At 63.1% G+C, this 21,150-nt stretch carries 19 protein-coding genes; 16 read left to right on the top strand and 3 right to left on the bottom strand.

Features of this window, described 5'->3' with window-relative positions; genetic code table 11:
- Positions 1 to 52: 52 nt before the first annotated feature.
- Entirely contained in the window at positions 53 to 868 is an 816-nt protein-coding gene (locus tag FKV23_RS13890) for a DUF3050 domain-containing protein (protein ID WP_141624388.1), read from the top strand.
- A 124-nt stretch (positions 869 to 992) separates the two neighbouring features.
- On the opposite strand, the gene FKV23_RS13885 is transcribed toward FKV23_RS13890, so the two are convergent.
- A complete protein-coding gene (locus FKV23_RS13885) occupies positions 993 to 1,652 on the bottom strand; it encodes an acyl-homoserine-lactone synthase (protein ID WP_141624387.1) in 660 nt (219 codons plus the stop codon).
- Between the two features lie 115 nt (positions 1,653 to 1,767).
- Entirely contained in the window at positions 1,768 to 2,505 is a 738-nt protein-coding gene (locus FKV23_RS13880; protein ID WP_141624386.1) for a helix-turn-helix transcriptional regulator, read from the bottom strand.
- 189 nt (positions 2,506 to 2,694) lie between these two features.
- Between FKV23_RS13880 and FKV23_RS13875 the strand changes: the two genes are divergently transcribed.
- Both FKV23_RS13875 and maiA read left to right on the top strand, forming a co-directional pair.
- Positions 2,695 to 3,675: a fumarylacetoacetate hydrolase family protein gene (locus FKV23_RS13875; RefSeq protein WP_141624385.1), complete on the top strand. Its 981-nt coding sequence runs from the start codon at positions 2,695 to 2,697 to the stop codon at positions 3,673 to 3,675.
- A 201-nt stretch (positions 3,676 to 3,876) separates the two neighbouring features.
- The gene (gene maiA / locus FKV23_RS13870) at positions 3,877 to 4,533 is read left to right on the top strand and encodes a maleylacetoacetate isomerase (protein ID WP_141624384.1); all 657 of its coding nucleotides are present in this window, start codon (positions 3,877 to 3,879) and stop codon (positions 4,531 to 4,533) included.
- A 177-nt stretch (positions 4,534 to 4,710) separates the two neighbouring features.
- Here maiA and FKV23_RS13865 read toward each other — a convergent pair whose 3' ends face one another.
- A complete protein-coding gene (locus FKV23_RS13865; RefSeq protein ID WP_141624383.1) occupies positions 4,711 to 5,823 on the bottom strand; it encodes a PilT/PilU family type 4a pilus ATPase in 1,113 nt (370 codons plus the stop codon).
- A gap of 190 nt (positions 5,824 to 6,013) precedes the next feature.
- On the opposite strand from FKV23_RS13865, the gene FKV23_RS13860 reads away from it, so the two are divergent.
- From FKV23_RS13860 to tagD, 13 genes are all read left to right on the top strand, one after another.
- Positions 6,014 to 6,316 (top strand): DUF4398 domain-containing protein, encoded by a 303-nt coding sequence (locus tag FKV23_RS13860; RefSeq protein WP_167285261.1) that lies wholly within the window; start codon positions 6,014 to 6,016, stop codon positions 6,314 to 6,316.
- Positions 6,313 to 7,170, top strand: a complete 858-nt coding sequence (locus tag FKV23_RS13855) for an OmpA family protein (RefSeq protein WP_141624381.1) — start codon at positions 6,313 to 6,315, stop codon at positions 7,168 to 7,170. Before FKV23_RS13860 ends, FKV23_RS13855 begins: the two co-directional genes overlap by 4 nt.
- Before the next feature lie 447 nt (positions 7,171 to 7,617).
- A complete protein-coding gene (locus FKV23_RS13850) occupies positions 7,618 to 7,833 on the top strand; it encodes a YdcH family protein (RefSeq protein ID WP_141624380.1) in 216 nt (71 codons plus the stop codon).
- Positions 7,834 to 8,444: 611 nt separating this feature from the next.
- On the top strand, positions 8,445 to 9,821 hold the full coding sequence (locus tag FKV23_RS13845; protein WP_141624379.1) for a pyridoxal-phosphate dependent enzyme: 1,377 nt from the start codon (positions 8,445 to 8,447) through the stop codon (positions 9,819 to 9,821).
- 213 nt (positions 9,822 to 10,034) lie between these two features.
- Positions 10,035 to 11,213 (top strand): cystathionine gamma-synthase, encoded by a 1,179-nt coding sequence (locus tag FKV23_RS13840; protein ID WP_141624378.1) that lies wholly within the window; start codon positions 10,035 to 10,037, stop codon positions 11,211 to 11,213.
- Positions 11,210 to 12,076, top strand: a complete 867-nt coding sequence (locus FKV23_RS13835) for an ABC transporter permease (RefSeq protein WP_141624377.1) — start codon at positions 11,210 to 11,212, stop codon at positions 12,074 to 12,076. Before FKV23_RS13840 ends, FKV23_RS13835 begins: the two co-directional genes overlap by 4 nt.
- Before the next feature lie 4 nt (positions 12,077 to 12,080).
- Positions 12,081 to 13,229 (top strand): ABC transporter ATP-binding protein, encoded by a 1,149-nt coding sequence (locus tag FKV23_RS13830; protein ID WP_167285259.1) that lies wholly within the window; start codon positions 12,081 to 12,083, stop codon positions 13,227 to 13,229.
- 60 nt (positions 13,230 to 13,289) lie between these two features.
- Complete coding sequence (locus FKV23_RS13825; protein WP_167285258.1) at positions 13,290 to 14,675, top strand: class I SAM-dependent methyltransferase; 1,386 nt, start codon at positions 13,290 to 13,292, stop codon at positions 14,673 to 14,675.
- Positions 14,676 to 15,133: 458 nt separating this feature from the next.
- Positions 15,134 to 15,643 carry a hypothetical protein gene (locus FKV23_RS13820; protein WP_141624374.1) on the top strand — a complete coding sequence of 170 codons (510 nt, stop codon included), beginning with the start codon at positions 15,134 to 15,136 and terminating at the stop codon, positions 15,641 to 15,643.
- A 142-nt stretch (positions 15,644 to 15,785) separates the two neighbouring features.
- Positions 15,786 to 17,264: a polysaccharide pyruvyl transferase family protein gene (locus FKV23_RS13815; protein WP_407067627.1), complete on the top strand. Its 1,479-nt coding sequence runs from the start codon at positions 15,786 to 15,788 to the stop codon at positions 17,262 to 17,264.
- Positions 17,265 to 17,407: 143 nt separating this feature from the next.
- Positions 17,408 to 17,980, top strand: coding sequence for a hypothetical protein (locus tag FKV23_RS13810; protein WP_167285256.1), 573 nt, complete (start codon positions 17,408 to 17,410; stop codon positions 17,978 to 17,980).
- Positions 17,977 to 20,706 (top strand): CDP-glycerol glycerophosphotransferase family protein, encoded by a 2,730-nt coding sequence (locus FKV23_RS13805; protein WP_141624371.1) that lies wholly within the window; start codon positions 17,977 to 17,979, stop codon positions 20,704 to 20,706. Before FKV23_RS13810 ends, FKV23_RS13805 begins: the two co-directional genes overlap by 4 nt.
- Positions 20,703 to 21,101 (top strand): glycerol-3-phosphate cytidylyltransferase, encoded by a 399-nt coding sequence (tagD, locus tag FKV23_RS13800; RefSeq protein WP_341867564.1) that lies wholly within the window; start codon positions 20,703 to 20,705, stop codon positions 21,099 to 21,101. Before FKV23_RS13805 ends, tagD begins: the two co-directional genes overlap by 4 nt.
- The last annotated feature ends 49 nt before the right edge of the window (positions 21,102 to 21,150 follow it).

Raw genomic sequence — 21,150 nt, 5'->3', positions numbered from 1 at the left:
CGAGGCCATCAGTCACACGACCAAATCGACACCGGCACGGGAGGAGTTGCGCATGGAAAGAGATGTCGTACTGACGCCCCAGATCAACCGACTGCGCCGTGGCCTTGAATGCCACGGGGTCTTCGACGAGCTTCGCGATATCGAGTCGTTGCGAGCATTCATGCAGGTGCATGTCTTCGCGGTGTGGGACTTCATGTCGCTGGTCAAACGCCTTCAACAGGATCTGACCTGTGTGCGTTTGCCATGGATGCCGCCGGCCGACCCGGCCAGTGCCCGGCTGATCAACGACATCGTCCTGGCCGAGGAAAGCGATGTCGATGCACAGGGTCGGCCCGCGAGTCATCTCGATCTGTACCTTGCCGCGATGCGTGACGTCGGCGCATCGACCGGAGCGATCACCCGCTTCCTGTCCGAGTTGCAGGACGGTGCGGACTGCGCGCAGGCATTGGACGCCGCGAATGTGCCCGCGTTCGTGCGCGAGTTCGTGCTGGGCACGATCGAAACCGCGACCGGGAGCAGCACGCTGGAGGTGACGGCCAGCTTTCTATACGGTCGCGAGAACATCATCCCGGGCATGTTCAAGGGCCTGCTCGAGCGCTGGAACATCGACAGCAAGCAGGCACCGGGTTTCGTCTATTACCTGGAGCGCCATATCGAGCTCGATGGCGATGCCCACGGACCGGCAGCGCTGCAGATGATCGGCAGCATGCTCCTGCGCGAGCCCGAGCGTCTGGCCACGGCGCGGCGTGCCGCGCGCGACGCCCTGCTGGCGCGGCATGCGCTCTGGGACGGTACGCAGAAATTGCTGCGGCATACCCGCACACGTGTTTTCAGGGAAGAAGCTTCCGAGGCAACGGTGATCGCCTAGGGCGTGTCACCCACTGCCCCGCAGCAACGCGATCTGCCGGGCAATCGGGCCACGGTCGCGGTTGCAGCCACATGGCTGCAACCGCCATGGACGGACCTGCCGTCCCTGGGACCTGGAAGCGATCTCACGCAGCTCGTGGCAGCGTGGCCGGCATCCGGTCAGGTCCAATGCCGTTGCCAGCGGCGATTGCGCCGGCAACGGCAAGGTTGCCGGCATCCAGCGGCAGAGCGAATGCCAGGCTCATCACCCGCCCGATACGCCGGGGCCGGCCCAGCCTCTCAACCTGCAGCCCCAATCGCAGCAGCATCCGTTCAAACGGCGCGCTGGTGACGCCGACCAGGCTGCCGATCCGGCGGCTGGCGCAGAACAGCAGCAGGTGGCCGACCATCCGGGCCGGAAGGGCGCTGAAACCGTAACCGCCTGCACAGACCTCTTCGGCTACTGCGAACCGGCTCACTTCCCATGTGTCCAGGCGAGCTGGGATGCCGTGATCGTCGGCCAACTCGGGAAACACGTCACGCAGCATGTTTGGCCCCAATGTCGGCAATACCCGACAGCAGCCGAGTACCCGCGACCCACGTGGCCGATCGTGGCCGGCGTTGTGCGCAAGCAGGTAATGCGGGCGGAGGAGGTCGAAGCCGTCGCGTTCGCGGCCATGGACGACCTCGACGTCCCAGCCGAGGCGATGGTGGAATACGTCGGCCCGCAGCCGGTGCATGCCGTCCATGAGCGAAGCGGGGATATGGCGGTCGCCGGCGCGGCCGATCGTGATCGTCGTCATCATGCTCGAACTCCCTGTCGTGGTTGGAGACGACAGAGGAGCGCAAGCCCGTAGACGTTACAGCTGCAAGGACTGACAGGGTGGTCGTGCGCAAAGCGCGAGGATTGTGATCAATCTCTCAGTAGGAGGCGATCAGGCCCATCGATACGGCTCGGGCCACAGCCGCCTGGCGGCCGGACACGCCGAGCTTTCGGCTCGCGTTCTGCAGGTGGAAGACGACCGTGCGCTCGCTGATTCCAAGCAGGTGTCCGATTTCCCAACTGGTCTTGCCGGCCGAGGCCCAGAACAGGCATTCGCGCTCGCGTCCGGTCAGCTCGGGAATATCGGCCCCGGGGCGGGTCCGGGCGAAACGGCGCCCGGCTTCATGGATGAAATGCGCAAGCAGATGGAGATAGGGCAGGTGGGACGCGAACACCGGAGCCATCCGGGCTTCCCCGGCAAACGACAGCAGTCCCCAGCTGGTGCCCGGACCATGGATCGGCACGCTCACGCCGGCCCCCATGCCGAACTCGCTGGCTTCGCCGAACATCTGCCGCACTGTCTGCAGGTGCGGGTCGACCACGCGGCGATCGCTGCGCATGGCGTCCTGCCATTGCAGCGGGATCGAATGGTCGTGGCAGTGCGCCACGATCGGGTCGATGCGCAGGTAGTCCTGCTCCAGGTAGCGTTCCACCCATGCCGGCGGATAGCCGCCCAGGGTGAACTGATGCCGGCGGTCGTCGACCAGGGGCAGGTCCAGCGCGTACAGCCAGTGGCTGATGCCGAGCGCCGCCGTCAGCCGGTCCACCGCCCGGGTCAATTCGATCGCCGTCTGGCAGTCCTGCAGTTCGGCAAATGTCTGGAGAGGGGGTAGCATCGCAGGTCTTTCCCGGCCGCACGATGGAACACTACCAGCGGGGCCGCACCAGCCGGGTCGGACGGTGTCAGTATCCGGCAGCCGATCACATTTGCGGACCTATCCGGCGTTGCCGGAACGCGTCGGCGAACAGGTTACAATTGAAACCATTGCGCTCCGGCGCCACCCAGACATGCAGATGGAGTTCCGATGAAGCTTGGTTCCCTGAAAGAAGGCGGCCGTGATGGCACCCTGATCGTGGTCTCGCGAGACCTGAGCCGCGCGGTGCGCGCCACCGGCATTGCCGACACCCTGCAGCGTGCACTGGAGGACTGGTCGAACCTGGCGCCACGCCTGAACGCCCTGTCCGACGCGCTCAACAACGGCAACGCCGACGACGCGTTCGAACTCGACCACGCCACGTTGGCGGCGCCGCTGCCGCGCGCCTACGAGTTCGTCGACGGCAGCGCCTACCTGCCGCATGTCGAGCGCGTGCGCCGTGCCCGAGGCGCCGAGGTGCCGGAAAGCTTCTACACCGATCCGCTGATGTACCAGGCGGTCAGCGCCGGCTTCTACGGCCCGCGCGATCCGGTGCGGGTGCCGAGCGAGGAGTTCGGCATCGACCTGGAGGCCGAGATCGTCGTCGTCACCGACGACGTACCGATGTCGGCCTCCCCGGAGCAGGCCGCCGGACATATCCAACTGGTCGGTCTGGTCAATGACGTGTCGCTGCGCAACCTGATCCCGGGCGAGCTGGCCAAGGGTTTCGGTTTCCTGCAATCCAAGCCGCGCTCGGCACTGAGCCCGGTGTTCGTGACCCCGGACGAGCTCGGCGATGCCTGGCAGGGGAGCAAACTCCATCTGCCGCTGCTGACGCACATCAATGGCGAATGGTTCGGCGCGCCGGAAGCCGGCATCGATATGCAGTTCGATTTTGCCCAACTGGTTGCGCACGCGGCGAAGACCCGGCCGCTGTCGGCCGGCACCATCGTCGGCTCCGGTACCGTCGCCAACGAGGACACCTCGCTGGGCGCGTCGTGCTTTGCCGAGCGCCGGACCGTCGAGACGCTCGAGCACGGCAAGCCATTGACGCCGTTCATGAAGTTCGGCGACAGCGTGCGGATCGAAATGCTCGACAAGGCCGGCAACAGCGTGTTCGGTGCGATCGAGCAGAAGATCGAAAAGGCTTGACTCTTCGCCGTCGCCCCGGCGGAAGTCGAGCCATTCTCGCTTGTTCGAGATTGCCGGTTGGCGGCAAGTTCAAACGGATCTACGATCTCCGGCCTTGGCGCATCGTGCCAGGGCGTTCGTACGGGCCGCGAACCAGTGGTTCGCATACGGCCCGTCCTCAGCCCGGCTTGCGCCGGGATGACATCTCCGGGAAGCACGCAGATGACTGAACCGCTGAAGCTGTATTCCTACTGGCGCTCCAGTGCCGCCTATCGCGTGCGGATTGGCCTCGACCTCAAGGGGCTGCCGTACGAGACCGTGCCCGTGCATCTGGTCAGGGATGGGGGCGAGCAGCATGCGGAGGCGTTTCGCCGCACCAATCCGCAGGAACTGGTGCCGGTGCTGCAGCACGGCGAGCGCGTTCTCGGACAGTCGCTGGCGATCCTCGAATACCTCGACGAGACCTGGCCGCAGCCGTCGTTGTTGCCGGCCGATGCTGTCGGTCGTGCACGGGTGCGGGCGCTGGCGCAGGCGGTAGCCTGCGACATCCATCCGCTCAACAACCTGCGTGTGCTGCAGTACCTGGAGAACACGCTTGGCCAGGATGCGGACGCGCGCATGGCCTGGGTGCGGCACTGGATCGGCATTGGTTTTGCCGCAATCGAGGCGATGCTCGACACCCCTGCTGGCGGCCGTTTCTGCCACGGCGACGCCCCGACCCTGGCCGATTGCTGTCTGGTACCGCAGGTCTACAACGCGCGCCGCTTCAAGCTCGACATGGCACCATACCCGAACATCGAACGGGTCGAAGCCGCCTGTCTCGAATTGCCCGCGTTCGATGGTGCACGGCCGGAGAACCAGCCTGACGCGGTGGAGTAGGGGGCTTGAACAAAGGCCGCCATTCCTGCCTTCGCGGGAATGACGAGCGCCATAGGGGACTATTTGCAGCCCGGATAGGCGTAGCGCACCCGGGCCCAATCCAGACCGGCCGCTCCCGGGCGCGGCCTTCGGCCTTGCCCGGGCTGTGCGGCTGAGGAAATCCGGCCTTGCTTCGTTTCAGTGTTCGCTGGTCTGGAACACGTCCGCGTACGGATCGTGCTCCGCGCCCGAACCTTCGGACAGGCGGAACTTGAGCGCCAGACCATCGCGCGAATCGGCGGCCTTGAGCGCTTCTTCCATCTCGACCCTGCCTTCCTTGACCAGCCGGAACAGGCACTGGTCGAAGCTCTCCATGCCTTCCTCCAGCGTTTCCTCCATCGCCTGCTTGATCTCGTGCACCTGGCCGCGGCGCATCAGGTCGCGGATGTGCGGGGTGTTGATCAGCACCTCGGCCGCCGGCAGGCGGCGGCCGTCGGTACCGACCACCAGCCGCTGCGACACCACCGCCTTGAGGTTCAGGGCAAGGTTCATCAGCACGTTCTTGTGCGCGGACTCGTTGAAGAAGTTGAGGATGCGCTCCAGGGTCTGGTCGGCGTTGTTGGAGTGCAGGGTGGCCAGGCACAGGTGGCCGGTCTCGGCGAAGGCGATCGCCGCCTCCATGGTCGCCGCGTCGAGGATCTCGCCGATCAGGATCACGTCCGGCGCCTCGCGCATCGCGTTCTTCAGCGCGTTGTGGAAGGCATGCGTGTCGAGGCCGACCTCGCGCTGGTTGACGATCGACTTCTTGTGCTTGTGCAGGTACTCGATCGGATCCTCGATGGTGAGGATGTGCCCGGACGTGTTGCTGTTGCGATGGTCGATCATCGACGCCAGCGTGGTCGACTTGCCCGAGCCGGTGGAGCCGACGATCAGCACCAGCCCGCGCGGGGCCATGATGATGTCCTTGAGCACCTGCGGCAGTTGCAGCTCCTCGATCGACGGGATCACGCTGCGGATCGCACGGATCACCATGCCGACCTCGCCGCGCTGCTTGAACACGTTGATGCGGAAGCGGCCGGCGTCGGGCAGGGCGAGCGCCATGTTCAGCTCAAGATCACGCTCGAACTGCGGCACCTGACCTTCGTTCATCAGCGAGTAGGCGATCTTCTTGACCATGCCCGGCGGTAGACCTGTGTTGCCAAGCGGGTAGAGTTTGCCCTCGACCTTGATGTAGACCGGCGCGCCGGTGGTCAGGAACATGTCCGACGCGTTCTTTTCCGTCATCAGCTTCAGGAAATAGCCGATGTCCATACTGCTGCCCCCAAACAGACTGGTACCACAACATGAGCGATGGCTGGCATTGCAAGCCGGCCACCGGCTTCAGACAATGGCCGGGCGATATCGCTACCGCATGGCCTCCCCAATGACTCCAAGCTTCGCATACTTCCGCAGCCTGCTGATTGCCGCAGTTCTCGCTTCCGGGCTTTTCGCGTGTGCCAGCATGCCACCGCCGACCTCCGAACTGGCCGCCGCCCAGCAGGCGATCGCCAAGGCGTCGGACGCCGATGCCGACATGTACGCGGCGGAGGATCTGGCCCAGGCGCGAGAGGCGCTGAGTCGGGCGCAGGCGGCGATGGCCGATGGCCGCGCGGCCGATGCCCGCAAGTTCGCCCTGGCTGCCAACGCCGATGCCGACCTGGCACGGATGCGTAGCGAGTCGACCCAACTGGATGCACAGCTCGCCCAGCGCCGCGCCGAAATCGCCCGGCTGCAGCAGCGCCTCGGGCAGGAGGATGGTCGATGAAGAGGCAATCGATGTTTGCCGTCGCACTGCTGTCGGCGGTCATGTTTACGGCCGGCATGCCGGCGGCCCGGGCCCAGCAGCAGGGACAGACGTACGAGGCGCTGAGCCAGCGTCTGGCTGTGCTTGATGCCGATCCGAAGCTGGCCAGCCAAGGGGCCTATGAACGCTTCCAGGCCCGGGAGGCGCTGGAAGCGCTGGACAAGGCCCGCAGCGCCGACCGGGAAGCGGCCCGCTATGTCGCCGAGCGCCGGGTCACCATTGCCGAGCTGGCTGCTCGCAATCAGGCCATGCAGGGCGAGCTGCTGCAGCTCGAACGCCAGCGCAGCGACCTGCTGATAGAGGCCAGCCGCCGCGATGCCGCCAGCGCACGCGCCGAGGCCGAGCGTCTGCGCCTGCAAGCGCAGATGCAGGCCGAGGAGGCTGCCCGCCTGCGTGAGCAGGCCGATGCCGGCGAGGCGGCGATGCAGGATGTCGAGGTCGCCCTGAAAGGCGTGGCCGGGGCACAGGAAGCTCGTCTGGCTGCTGCCCGCGAGCGTCAATCCAGGCTCGCCCGCGAGGAGGCCGAGCTGGTCGCCGGGGCCAAGCTGCCACCGTTCAAGCGCGAGCGCCGCGGCGACGTGTTCACCCTTTCCACCGATGCCTTCACCTCCGGACGGGCGGCCCTGACCTCGTCTGCCGAGGGCAATGTCCGCGCGCTGGCCGCCTATATCCAGGCCATGGGCGGCAGTGGCACGGTCCGGGTCGCCGGGCAGGGCGCCGACGTGGTCCGCGATGCCCTGACCGCGGCCGGTGTGCCGGCCTCGCGGATCCAGACCGCCGGCGGCGGCACGCGGCTCGAGGTGGTCGTGCCCTGACGGGGCCCGAAATCCGCATGGCGGATTTCGGGGTTTACCAAGCGGAGCCTGGTGAACGTCCCCCCTGAGTCAGGGGGCTGGGCCCGGTTTCGGGGAGGGGCGCGTTAGGCTTATTGGGGCGGTCTGCCCTGTTCATTTCTGGGTGCTTGCCGCTCCCGTTTTCGAGGAGTAGGGTCATATATTCAAGCGGCTCCCACCCGCTTGGAGTCGAGCCAGGTACGATGAAGCACGCGCCCTCTCCGTCCCGCCCCATCGCCCGTGACCGGGTCGTGGCCGAGATGTGGGGACGCGATAAAGGAGTCGTGCTGATCCATCCCCTGCCTGCTCGCATCGCTGACCTGCATGCTGCGCCTCGGCCTCCGGCCGGGGCGTTTTCGTTTGCAGGCCCTCCACAGGGCCATCCGTGCTCTTCAGACGTTCCCCACGATTTGCTGAAAGGAGGTTTCCATGTTCGAAGAACAGCCGCAGCCCGAGATCGAGGCGCTGATCAAGGCAAACCCTGAATTCAAGCAGCTCTACCAGCGCCACAAGCTGTTGGACAAGAAGGTCACCGCAGCTGAGCTCGGCGTGCTGCCGATCGATGACGTTACCCTCGGACAGATGAAACGCGAGAAACTGGCAGCCAAGGATCGCCTGCTGCGGATCTACGACGAAGTGCATTGATTGCGGGCTGTGCTCGGCAATCAATCCCAAAGTTCTCTGCGAACCATGGGCCCCGCCGAGCACGGCCATACCCCCATCCGCGGACGTTTACCAAGCCCGCTTGGTAAACCCCGAAACCTGCTGCGCAGGTTTCGGGCCCCGTCAATGCGCTTCCACACCCCCATTCGCGCCTGCGGCGCGAATCGCCCCCTGACTCAGGGGGGCAGGATCCCCGGGCCGCGCCCGGGAATCCCCCAAAGTTTGCTTTGCAAACCTTGGGCCCCGCCGTGCACTGCCACACCCCCATTCGCGCCTGCGGCGCGAATCGCCCCCTGACTCAGGGGGGCAGGATCCCCGGGCCGTGCCCGGGAATCCCCCAAAGTTTGCTTTGCAAACCTTGGGCCCCGCCGTGCACTGCCATACCCCCATTCGCGCCTTCGACGCGAATCGCCCCCTGACTCAGGGGGCTGGTTGGGCAATGCGGGGTAATCGTGTGCCCATGGTGTTGTTGAGCGTGACTCCCGGGCGGCGGGCCTCCTCGTCGGCCTGCCGTCCGGGATCCTTGAGTCCCGGCCGGTTAGAATTGTCCGGCTCGCCGCGCTTCTGCGGCTCAAGGAAACCGGGCCGACCGCATGCCAATCCACGCCTCCGTACTCGAACTGATCGGCGCTACTCCCATCATCAAGGCCCAGCGCCTGGATGCCGGCGTCTGCGAGCTGTACTTCAAGCTTGAATCGCAGAATCCGGGCGGCTCGATCAAGGACCGCATTGGCCTGTCGATGATCGAGGCGGCCGAGAAGCGCGGCGACATCAGGCCCGGCGACACCCTGGTCGAGGGTACCGCGGGCAACACCGGCATCGGTCTTGCCCTGGTCGCGCAGCAGAAGGGCTACAAGCTGATCCTGGTGGTCCCGGACAAGATGAGCCGGGAGAAGATCTTCAACCTCAAGGCGATGGGCGCGCAGGTCGTGCTGACTCGTTCCGACGTCGCCAAGGGTCATCCCGACTACTACCAGGACATGGCCGAGCGCATCGCCCGCGAGACGTCCGGCGCCTACTTCATCAACCAGTTCGGCAACCCCGACAATCCGGCCGCGCACGAGTTCGGCACCGGCCCGGAGATCCTGGAGCAGATGAAGGAGGCCGGCGGCGTCGACGCGATCGTGTTCGGCTGCGGCAGTTCCGGCACCATGACCGGCCTGTCGCGCTGCTTTGCCGAGCATTCGCCGCACACCGAACTGGTGCTCGCCGACCCGGTCGGCTCGATCCTCACCGAGTACATCAACGAGGGCACGTTGAGCGAGAAGTCCGGCAGCTGGATGGTCGAGGGCATCGGCGAGGATTTCCTGCCGACCATCTCCGATTTCAGCCGGGTGAAGAAGGCCTACTCGATCAGCGACCAGGAAAGCTTCCTGACCGCGCGCGAGCTGCTGGCGAAGGAGGGCATCCTCGGCGGCTCCTCGACCGGCACCCTGCTCGCCGCCGCGCTCAAGTACTGCCACGAGCAGACCGAGCCGAAGAAGGTCGTCGTGCTGGTGCCGGACACCGGCAACAAGTACCTGTCGAAGATGTACAACGACTACTGGATGCTGGACAACGGCTTCCTCGCGCGCGAAGCGAGCGGCGACCTGCGCGACCTGATCCTGCGCCCGTACAGCCAGCGCGACACCGTGGTGGTCGGCCCCGGCGACCTGCTGGTCACCGCCTACCAGCGGATGAAGCTGTACGACGTCTCCCAGCTGCCGGTGATGGATGGCGACAGCATCGTCGGCATCGTCGACGAGAGCGACGTGCTGCTGCACGTCTACGGCGACGAAGCCCGGTTCCGCGACCCGGTTTCCACCGCGATGGTCAGCAAGCTCGACAAGGTCCAGGTCGGCGCCCCGATCGAGGCCCTGCTGCCGGTGTTCGACCGCGGCCACGTCGCCATCGTGATGGACGGCGAGCGCTTCATCGGCCTGATCACGCGTATCGACCTGCTGAATTACCTGCGGCGACGGGTGCAATGACGTGGTCCTGCCCGGCAGGCGGGATGCGAAATCTCACCGAAGCATCGAATCCGTGACCCCTGTCGCGATGGATTTGCCGTCGCCTCAACCATCGTTCAGGTGACGGGAAAGTCCCTGAATCCCGGGCAAAAACCGGGTCCGGGATCGCGGTGCCCGATGGTAGACTTGGCGGTCGCCATGCCCCCGGGCATGGTTCTGAAGGAATACCAGCCAATGACAGAACGACAATCGGATGGCGGGACGCCCAAACTAGGCTTGGGCACCCTCGCGATCCACGCCGGGCAGGCGCCCGACCCCAGCACCGGCGCGGTGATGACGCCGATCTACGCGACCTCGACCTACGCCCAGGCCAGCCCGGGCGAGCACCAGGGCTTTGAGTACTCGCGTACCCATAATCCCACCCGCTTCGCCTACGAGCGCTGCGTGGCGGCGCTTGAGGGCGGCAGCCGCGGCTTTGCCTTCGCCTCGGGCATGGCGGCGACCTCGACCGTGCTGGAACTGCTTGATGCCGGCAGCCACGTCATCGCCATGGATGATGTGTACGGCGGCACCTACCGTCTTTTCGAACGCGTCCGCCGCCGCAGTGCCGGGCTGGAAGTGAGCTGGGTCGACCTCAGCGACGTGGCCACCTTCGAGGCCGCGATCCACCCCGAGACCCGCATGGTCTGGATCGAAACCCCGACCAACCCGATGCTCAAGCTGGTCGACATCGAGCAGATCGCCGCCATCGCACACCGGCATGGCCTGCTGGTCGTGGTCGACAACACCTTCTGCTCGCCGATCCTGCAGCGTCCGCTGGAACTGGGCGCCGACATCGTCATGCACTCGGCGACCAAGTACCTCAACGGCCACTCCGACATGGTGGGTGGCATCGTCGTGATTGGTGACAACGCCGGACTGGCCGAGCAGATGGCCTTCCTGCAGAACTCCATCGGCGCCGTGCAGGGGCCCTTCGACAGCTTCCTCGCCTTGCGCGGCCTCAAGACCCTGCACCTGCGGATGAAGGCTCACTGCGACAACGCGCTGGCGCTGGCGGAATGGCTGGAAACCCACCCGGCCATCGAGAAAGTGATCTATCCGGGACTGAAGTCGCACCCGCAACATGAACTGGCCATGCGTCAGATGGACGGCTTCGGCGGCATGATCAGCATCGTCCTCAAGGGCGGTGTCGAAGCTGCAAAGCGCTTCTGCGAACGCACCGAACTGTTCGCGCTGGCCGAGTCCCTCGGCGGCGTCGAAAGCCTGGTCAACCATCCGGCGATCATGACCCATGCCTCGGTGCCGGCGGAGCGGCGCGAGCGGCTGGGGTTGAGTGATGCGCTGGTGCGGTTGAGTGTGGGGGTGGAGAGTGACCGGGATCTGCAGCTGGACCTTGACGAAGCCTTGTCGTGAACGAATCCATCGACAGCAGCAATGAGGTTTCCATCCGCGCAGACGCCCGCGGCACCGGCGCTCCGGGATACTTCTGGCGCGAACTGACCGAAAGTTTCCGCCACCCCGATTTCTGGGCGCTGTCGAGCTGGCTCGACATCATCGTGCGCGCGCGCAAGTCGCGGCTCGGCATCTTCTGGTTGATGGCGCCCGCGGTCGTGTACGTGTTTGGGCTCGGTACGTTTTTCATGAGCATGCGCGGGCTCAGGGCCGGCGCCTCGTCCGGCGAGTATTACGCGCATGTGGCGCTGGGGGCGATGATGTTCCGCACGCTGATGTCGACGATCATCGGCAGTGCCAATGTGTTCGTTGGCAGCCGGGCTTTCATCATGGACGGCCACATGCGTCTGACCGACTACTTGCTGCAGGCGCTGGCAAAGGCATTCTTCGACTTCTGCATGTACGTGCCGGTGGTTGCATTTGCACTTTGGCTGGCGGGGGACATCAACCCGCTGGGCCTGCTGCTGGCCGTGCCCACGCTATTTTTGCTCTATGTGAATGCATTGTGGATGGCAGCCGTGTTCGCGGTGATCGGTGCGCGGCTGCCGGATTTCGGGCAGTTGCTCGGCAATGTGTCGATTTTCATGTTCCTGTTGACGCCAATCATCTGGTATCCGGAAATGATGCCGCCCGAAAGCATCAGGGGGCAGTTGATGCGCTTCAACCCGTTCTTCCATTTCGTGGAAATGTTCCGCAACCCGATCCTCGGCGAGCCGGTCGAGCCGGGCACGTACTGGTATGTGGGGATCATGACCGTCGGCGGCCTGACCTTGGCGACATTCCTGTACCGGCGCTACGCGCGCTATGTGCCGTTGTGGATATGACCCGATGAGCGCATATATCCGGGCTCGCAACCTGACCCTCGATGTACCGATCTTCCTGCAGCCCGATCGTGAGGCCACGGGCTGGGCCGGCATGCTCATGGGGGCGGCGTTCGACCCGCCCCGGCGCAGGACGATCCGCCTGCTGGAAGACCTCGATCTCGACGTCCGCGAAGGCGATCGCCTGGCGATCCTAGGTCGCAATGGGGCCGGCAAGAGCACACTGCTGCGGGTGTTGAACCGCGTTTATCAGCCCACCCGCGGGCAACTGGAAATACAGGGCAGCTGCCAGGCCCTGTTGAACATGTCGCTGGGTTTCAATGGCGAGGCCACCGTGCGCGAGAACATCTTCCTGCGCGGCGTGGCCATGGGGCTGAAATCCTCGTTCCTGCGCGATCAAGTTGAGTCCATCCTCGAATTCGCCGGTTTGCAGCACAAGGTCGGCCACCGCCTGCGCACGCTGTCTTCCGGGCAGAGGCTGCGATTGGGCTTCGCCATATCGACCTCGGTCCAGCATGACATCATGCTGATGGACGAGTGGGTTGGCACCGGTGACGCCGACTTCATGGCCAAGGCCAGGGAGCGCATGCGAGGGCGGGTGAGCGGCAGCAAGATCGTGGTGCTGGCCAGCCACAGCGTCGGCCTGCTGCGCGACATCTGCAACAAGGGCATCGTGCTTGAAGGTGGCCGGCTCGTGCATGCGGGTGACATCACCTCGTCGCTCAAGTGCTACCACGATCTGCTGGCCCGGTTGCGTGCGGAGCGGCAGGCCATGATCGAGGCGCCGGCCGATGGTGCGCATGTCTATGGCGCCATCGAGGAGATCCGTCCGGCGAAAAAACCCGGGCAGTTCGTGCTCAAGGGCTGGATGGTCGATACCGACGGCGCGGTTCCCGCCGGGTTAGCCTTGGAGCGGGATGGGCACCTGTACACCACAAGTGATCTCAGATGGTGTCGGCGGCCGGACGTGGTGAAACATTTTGGTCTGAGCAACGACATGTGCGGCTTCCTTGCGGTCGTGGCAGTGCCCGGGGTGTCACAGCCGTCGGAGCTGGGCCGCAATGTGCGGGTACTCGGCGGTGCAAACCCGGAACTGGTCGATGCGGAATTGCGCATGGCACCAGCGGTGATTGAAACCCTGCGCTCAAGTTCGTAAAAGACAACCGTGCGGACTCCCTTGGGGATGCCAGCACACTCAAGGAAAATCCCTGCAACAATGGCCCAATACCAGTCCTTTCCCGATGCTGCCGGCGACTCGCTCACGCTTGACAAGCTAAAGGCGCTCCGGTTGCCTGGCTTGTCCGGCAAGGCGTTCCTGGACGTGGGCTGCAACGAAGGTTTCTTCTGCGGTTTTGCCCGCTTCCAAGGCGCGGCGCGCGTGGTGGGCATCGACCACTCCGCACAGTTCATAAAGCGTGCCCGCAAACGCTTTCCCGACTGCGAGTTCCATTGCCAGGGTTGGGAAACGCTCCCGGACGGCGAGTTCGACGTCATCCTGTTGGCGTCCGCGCTGCATTATGCAGAGGACCAGCCGGCGCTGATACAGGCTTTGGTGAACAAGCTTTCGCGCGATGGCGTGCTGGTACTCGAACTGGGCATCGTATCCGTACGGAAGGCCGCCTGGGAGCGCGTCAAGCGTGGCATCGACGAGCGCCTGTTCCCCAGCATGGCGATGCTGCGCCAGGTCCTGGCCGGCTATGCATGGAAATGGATGGGGCCGAGCGTTTCGCAACAGGGCGATCCTGTTGCCCGTCATGTCGTCCATATCAGCCGTCGTCGACCGGTGGCCTATCTGCTGATGCAGCCGCCTGGATACGGCAAGAGCAGCATCGCCGCCGGGCTGTTCGCTCCCGCTGGAGTTCCAGTGATATCCGGTGACCACCAGGTCGCACTGGTCGGCAAAGGTCGCATCGAAGCCTCCGAACCGTTGCGCAAGACGATTGCGGAGGATTACTCGCCGTTCGAACTCGATCGGATCATTCGCGCGGTGTTCGAGCAGGGCATGGGCCCCGAGCTGGTCGATATCTGGTTGGTGGGGGCGGGCGAAGGCGATGTGGCGATTGATGTCTACGTGCCTCCAGAGCATCACGACAGCGTCGAGCGGCTGCTGCAGGCACGTGGTTATCTACCGGTGCGCCTGGGGTGGGAGCGTGTGGGCGCCGCTCCGATGCCAGACGAAGCGCTGGCCCAATACTCCGAGGCGTTTTATCTGTCGATGCTGCAGCCTGCCTCCGGTGTAGTGGCAGACGAGAAGACGCGGCGATTCGAGCCCGCGGGTTTCGTCGACGAAATTTCCGTTGAAGCGGGCAGCCTGATTATCCGGGGCTGGGCCATCGACAAGCGGGGCGTATTGCCGGAGCGGATGGGAGCGAAGCTTGGTCGTCGGAGTTTGCAGGTGACTGCGGTTGAGAAACAGATGCGGCCGGATGTACAGAAACACCTGGGATTGCCGCATGCGCTGGTGGGTTACCGCATGAGCCTGGTGGCACCCAAGGTGCTCACGGCGTCTGATGTGGGCGGTCTTCAGGTGTGCGTGCCTGGTGGCATCACCTTCACCCTTGCCGGAAGTATCGACAGCATCTTCCGGGGGGTGGCGCCCTGACCCTCGGGGCGGAGAGCGAAAGCCTGCGATGGTGTCTCGAAATTGGCGGGCCAAGACAATGGCGGTTATATTATCGAAGTCGTCGGTTTTCAAACTGTCTGAAGGTCTGGATACGGAAAATCCTTCGGACCTGCAGGTGCTCGGTGGATTAGAACCCGGGCATGTGGGTGCGCCGTTGCTCCTTTCAGAAGAGGTTGTCGAGCGGCTGAGGACGGCCATGCTGGATTGAGCACACGATCATATGACGGTGTCTGCATGAAAATATAAGATACCCAGCAATGAGTCCGTAATTTGAACTGTGCAAGTCAGTATTGAGAATAAGCTCCCGGTTCGGACCGGGGATATTGACTGCCTGAGTACCTGAGTTCGATGGTTGAGCGGAGCTGCCTCAACCTCGAGATCATCGACGACGACGACGACGACGGTTCTGCCGACCGTCGATGGAAACCCCGCCCAGAATGAGCAGACCCACATTGGCACAGGACCACTCCAAGCCGATCTGTCAAGTCGGTGATCGTCCACCCGATCGCGCCGCTGGACCCCGCGAGACCTTGTCTCGTTTGGTAGCACTGATCAATCCCAAGGTCAGGATTGCGGCAGGCTTTCAGAAACTATGGTTCTTCCAGGACGATATCCTGACACTCGACTACAGGTCGTCCGAGGGAATCCGCTACGCTTTCGACTTCCGTGTAACGGAACGGGGCGTCAGCGTGGCGATCGTTGGACGTGACGACTCGTCCCGCCACAGCATTCGGAAGAGATGCGGCGCGTTCGGCAAGCTGATCGATAGCAACAGGCGCATCGAGCTGAAGTGGTGGCGCCATTCGACGCCAATCGACACAATTGCAATCGATGCGGTCGGCCATCTGCAGAGAGCTAACACTGCAATGTCCACGCCGTCGCCGTGGGCGCCGCCGCGCAGTATCCCATCATATTGGTGGATCATCGCCGAAACTTCGGCGATCTGATTGGCCCCTGGATCGTTGAGATGCTCTCCGGGAGGCCGAGCCATAACACCATTGGCCTCCCCAACGCAGGCAACGCGCTTGTCGGCGTCGGATCCTTGATCACATCGCTCCAACGTCCCGGTACAACGATCTGGGGTCGGGGTTGATAGCTCCACTTACTGCGAGTACACGAGAACGGTTGAAGGGCCGCGTGCCGAAGCACATTCTCGCGGTCCGCGGCAAGCGCACCCGTCATGAGTTGATCACCCAGCTCGGTTGGGAAGTTCCTGAGGTTTACGGAGATCCAGCCTTGCTCCTGGAGCGCCTGTACGCGCCTTCAACGGAATCTGCTGTGGACGCGGCCTATACGGTGTGCCCTCACTACCTGCATATGAAGGACATTGCCGGCCGAGCCGATTTGCGGGGGCACGCACGTCTCGTCGACGTGCAGCGTGACGCAGAAACCGTCGTGACGGAGCTCGCCAACTCTCGAGCGGTCATCTCTACCTCGCTTCATGGACTCATTGTTGCCCAGGCTTATGGCGTGCCATGGGTGTGGCTGCGGATCGCCGATAAGCAACTTGCAGGCGATGCGTTCAAGTTTGAAGACTTTTTCACTACGCTTGATCGAGACAACGTTGCAGCCACTACGTTGACTGTAGAAGAATTGAAGAGCGCTGATTTTGCGGCCATCGCGAAGAAGGCTAGAGTTCCGCGAAGCAACTTCGACGCGGCCGCCCTGATCGACGCGTTCCCGTATTCCGTCCTTGGCCCATTGCAGTCGCGAAGCGCGGCGGACGTGGGGGTGGTGCTCCGCGCTCCGAGCCCGGCGAGCTCAGAGGACTCACGGTCCGCTGCATCGCCAGATTTCAGATTGCCCGTGGTTCTCATATCATTCAACCGGGGCTCAATGTTGCGCAGGGTGGTCGACGGCTACCGGAGTCAGAGCATTCCTGTCGACATCTTCATTCACGACAACGGGAGTGATGATCCCGAGACCTGTGGAATACTCACGCAGCTTGAAAACGAAGGCGTGGTGGTTTTTCGACGTTCCAAGATTAGCTCGCCCAAGGAGCTCAACCTTGTGGACGAATCCGTACAGAGGATTTTTCAGACTCGGCCTGCCTCACCGTACGCTGTCTCGGACTGCGACGTGTCTATCGCGGAGAGTTCTCCTGCGACGCTTCAGGTCTACCTGGATGTTCTGCAAGCGATGCCTGACGTCGAATGTGTTGGCCCGATGCTCCGCATCGACGACGTGCCAAGTTCCTATCCGCTCTACAACGCGATGCTCAACCGCCACATCCGCCGGTTCTGGTCCAAGGAGCCGCAATGGGCACTGGTCGGGGGCGCCGGCTCGCGTTCCAGCGTGCTCCCATCGACACCACCCTTGCAGTGTACCGAGCAGGTGAACCCTTCCGACGGCTCAGGCAGGGTGTCAGGATGTACTACCCGTTCGACGCACGGCACCTGGACTGGTATCCCCACGAGCATGCTGAGGCGTATCGGGCCAGTGCTGATGGCTCGGCGATCAGCAACTGGTCCAATCCGGCCCGCGAACGCGCGAATCGCGATGTACGGATACAGCAGACAGAATACCGCACGGTCGTGGAAGGCGAGGACGGGGCGCTTGTCGCTGTGACGAGGACCGTCGAGCCCGGTCACTCTGGATTGCCCAGTTCGTGAAGGGCGTAGTGCTCCCCGATGAGTCCTGAAGGCTAACGTGTGGTTGGGCGACATGGCGGCGATCATGAGCGGCCGGTGCGACCACGGCAGGAGAAACCAGTGCTACCGACAATCGATACAGTGCAACGCGAAAATCTCAAGCTTTCCGAGGCGCTGCTGCTTTGTCAGCGCGAGCTCGCGCAGGTACGTCAGATGCAGGAACCGCTGATGGAGCAGTGTAGCCAGTGGCGCGCCGAAAGCACCAGCGTGGAAGTAGTCTCGACGTACCTAGCTGAAGGCTTGGCCGAGCACCTCTCGCGTGCCTACTGGGAAATGCATGAACCCCGCAGCCCAATTACCTGGCGTCGGTTCCTGATTTCGCGATGGCCGTGGTTGCGCAGCCTGCTCCAGAGATGGCGGTCGACGGCCGCCCTGGCGGAAGCTGAGCACACGCGCCTGATCGAGTCGTCGTCGCTGTTCCAGGCAGCGTGGTACTTGAAGCAGAACGCCGATGTGGTGTCGGCGGGTATCAGCCCCGCCACCCACTACCTCCTGTGCGGCGCGCGCGAGGGCCGGGATCCGGGTCCAGAATTCAGCACGCGCGACTACCTCGCACAACACCCCGAGTGCGAGCAGTCCGGGGTCAATCCGCTCGTCCACTACCTGCAGTCGCAGCTGAAGTCGCCGGCATGAGTGCCGGGGACATCATCGACGCTGAACGCGCCGTTCCGATGAAGGCGCATTCGCCCGAAGGCGCCGGGGTCATCCTGGCATGCAAAGCGTTCCTGCAGCGGTCCGGGTGGTTCGATCGGGACTGGTATCTGGAGCGCTGTCCGGAAGCCGCTGCCGGCGATGCCGACCCGCTGCGCCACTACCTGACTTTCGGGGTGCGCCAGGGCATCGCGCCTAACCCGTTCCTCGACGGGCTCAACCAGAGGAAGGTTATCCCGTCCTCCCAGGCAACTGACTTGCCAGCTGACGACGACCCGCAACTGCAGGCCGAAATCGACCTGATCGCGGCCAGTGGCCTGTTCGATGCGAACTACTACCTGGACCACAACCCGGATGTGGCCGCCAAGGGCGTCGATCCGCTGTACCACTTCTGCCGGTACGGCTGGCGGGATCTGCGCAGGCCTCGGCCTGGTTTCGATGTCTGGTGGTATTGGGTGACCTATCTGGATCCCGCGCGCGAAGTCATCAATCCACTGGTGCATTACGCGCTGATTGGGCAGGTCGCCGGTTATCGAGAACACCCGAAGCCTTATGTCCCGGGAGCTGGCCACGCCCATCGACCAGGAGCACAGGTGCGCCGCATCTGTCTGTTCGCTGGCTACGACCCGGATGGCATTGTCGACGACTATGTAGTGACCTTCCTGCGCGAGCTGAGCCGCTACGCCGATGTGTATTACCTGGCCGACTGCGCCATGCAGGATGGCGAGCTGGACAAGCTGCGACCGTACACCAAGGGCTGTTGGGCCCATCGCCACGGTGCCTATGACTTTGGCTCATGGTCGGCACTGGCCAGGGATTACGTGGGTTGGGATCTCATCGAAAGGTATGACGAGCTGCTGTTGGTCAATGACAGCAGCTATCTGTTGAGTGAGCTTGGATCGGTCTTCGCAAGGATGGACGACAAGGCCTGCGACTGGTGGGGGATGCAGGCCACGAAGGGGTTGGCACGAACCCGCGACAACCCGTCCAACCAGTTCTCACAGCCCATTCCACTCAATGAGGTGAAGACGCGGCTTGTCGATGGCTACGAGGACGATTACCTCTACGACTTCCATGTCGGTTCTTATTTTGTGGTCTACCGGCAACCCGTGGTACAGGACGCCGGTTTTCGTCGCCTGCTCGATGCCGTACGTCCTCAGAAATCCAAACTCCGCATAATCCAGAAATACGAGATCGGCTTCACTCATTATCTGATCGGCAAGCAATTTGCGTTCGATACATTCATCGACCGGCTCTATCCCTTCCATCCAATCTACACGCGCTATCACTTCGACTTGATCAGGGATGGCTATCCGTTCCTCAAGCGCTACTTCCTTTCCGAGAACCACTACGACACGCCGGGACTGGCCGGTTGGAAGAAGACGATACGCAATCTGGTCCCCGATGCGGACGTCGACATGATGGAGCGCAATCTGTGGAGGGTCTCGGACCATGACAAGCTGATTCGCAGCTTCCGGATCGTGGAAGATGCCCGCGGGCAGGTAGTCGTGCCAAAGATGCTGAATGACGAGGAGTTCAAGAAGGCGGACCAGGAAACGCCGAAGTTCGATCATTGGTGGGCATTTCCGGCCTGTGCGTTCAACAACACGTTCGCGGGCAACGAACGTGCCTTGTTCGAGGAAGTGCGCAGCGACCCTTCAATCAAGAAGGTCGTGCTGACACGCGGCAAGAACATTGAAATTGATGGCGAGAACGTAACCGTGGTTCCGCTGCGCAGCCCGGAGGGTCAATACCACCTGCTGCGTGCCCGACAGATCTTCATCAAGCACAGCCCCAGCCGCAACCTCGTGTTTCCTGTTTCGTCTTCGCTGCACAACCTGATCAACTTGTGGCATGGCGTCCCGCTGAAGCGCATCGGCTATGCGTCCCTTGACATGCAGGACAAGCTCAGGGCGATTGGTGGGGAACACGCAAAATGCCGGGCGGTGATCAGTTCGTCGAAGATCGACAGCATGGCCATGGCATCTGCGTTCTATCCACTGAGCTACAACAAGGTGTGGTGCACAGGCCTGCCGCGAAACGATTTCATCGTGCGCGACTTCGATCAGCTGCCAAGCGACCTGCGAGTGCAGTACGAGCGGTTGAAGGACTTGTGTGCGGGGCGCCGCTTGATCCTCTTCGTGCCCACCTTCAAGGCCGACCAGCAGGATGCCTATTATCGTTTCTCTCCAAGCGAGCTTGCCCATCTGCATGCATGGCTGGGTGACAACAATGCGGTGCTTGGGGTGCGAGAGCACATGGCCGACCAGGCCCGGAACTATTACAGCCAGTTGCGTGGCGTCGACACCATCGATCTGTCGGACCGCAGGTTCCCCGATGTCGAGATGCTGTACCGGTTGGCCAGTGCATTGATCACCGACTATTCAAGCTGTTTCATTGATTTCATGCTGACTGAGCGCCCCATGATCAGCTTTGCATACGATCATGACAGTTATGCGAATGCGGAGCGCGGGCTTTTCTATGACATGGAGCATGTGTTCCCGGGGCCCGTATGTCGGGACTTCCCGCAGCTCATGACCGCCCTGGAAAGGGTCTTCACGCCGCGCGATGAGCTGGAGATGGAGAGCTACGGCTGGAAGCGAAAGTTGTTCTTCGATCACATTGACGACGGGAATGCCTGGCGGGTCGCCAAGAGGGTCAGGCAGCTCTACGTCCGCGACGACGTTGAGACGGACTGGAGACTATGATGCGGACCATCATTACCTATGGAACCTTCGACATCCTGCATGTTGGCCACATCAACTTGCTGCGACGCGCGCGCGAACTGGGAGACCGTTTGATCGTCGGGCTTTCCACAGATGCTTTCAACGCCAAGAAACACAAGGCTTCCTTGCTTGACTACGGCAACAGGAAGGTGGTGCTGGAGGCCATACGGCATGTTGACCTCGTGATTGCGGAGGAGACATGGGAGCAGAAGGTCTCCGACGTGAAGAAGTATGCAGTAGACGCCTTTGTCATTGGTGATGACTGGAAAGGGGAGTTCGACTTCCTGGGCGATTACTGTGAGGTGATCTACCTGCCGCGCACAGAGGATATTTCGAGCACGTCGATCAAGCAGACCTTGCTTTCCGCGGCGCGCTGAAATGGAACCGTCAGCTGTGCCCCGTATTCTGGATGGAGTGTAGAACGGG

Origin of the sequence: Lysobacter alkalisoli, from assembly GCF_006547045.1 — a bacterium.
In the GTDB taxonomy this organism is placed as follows: Bacteria; Pseudomonadota; Gammaproteobacteria; order Xanthomonadales; family Xanthomonadaceae; genus Marilutibacter; species Marilutibacter alkalisoli.
This window is presented reverse-complemented; position numbering and strand designations above follow the sequence as displayed.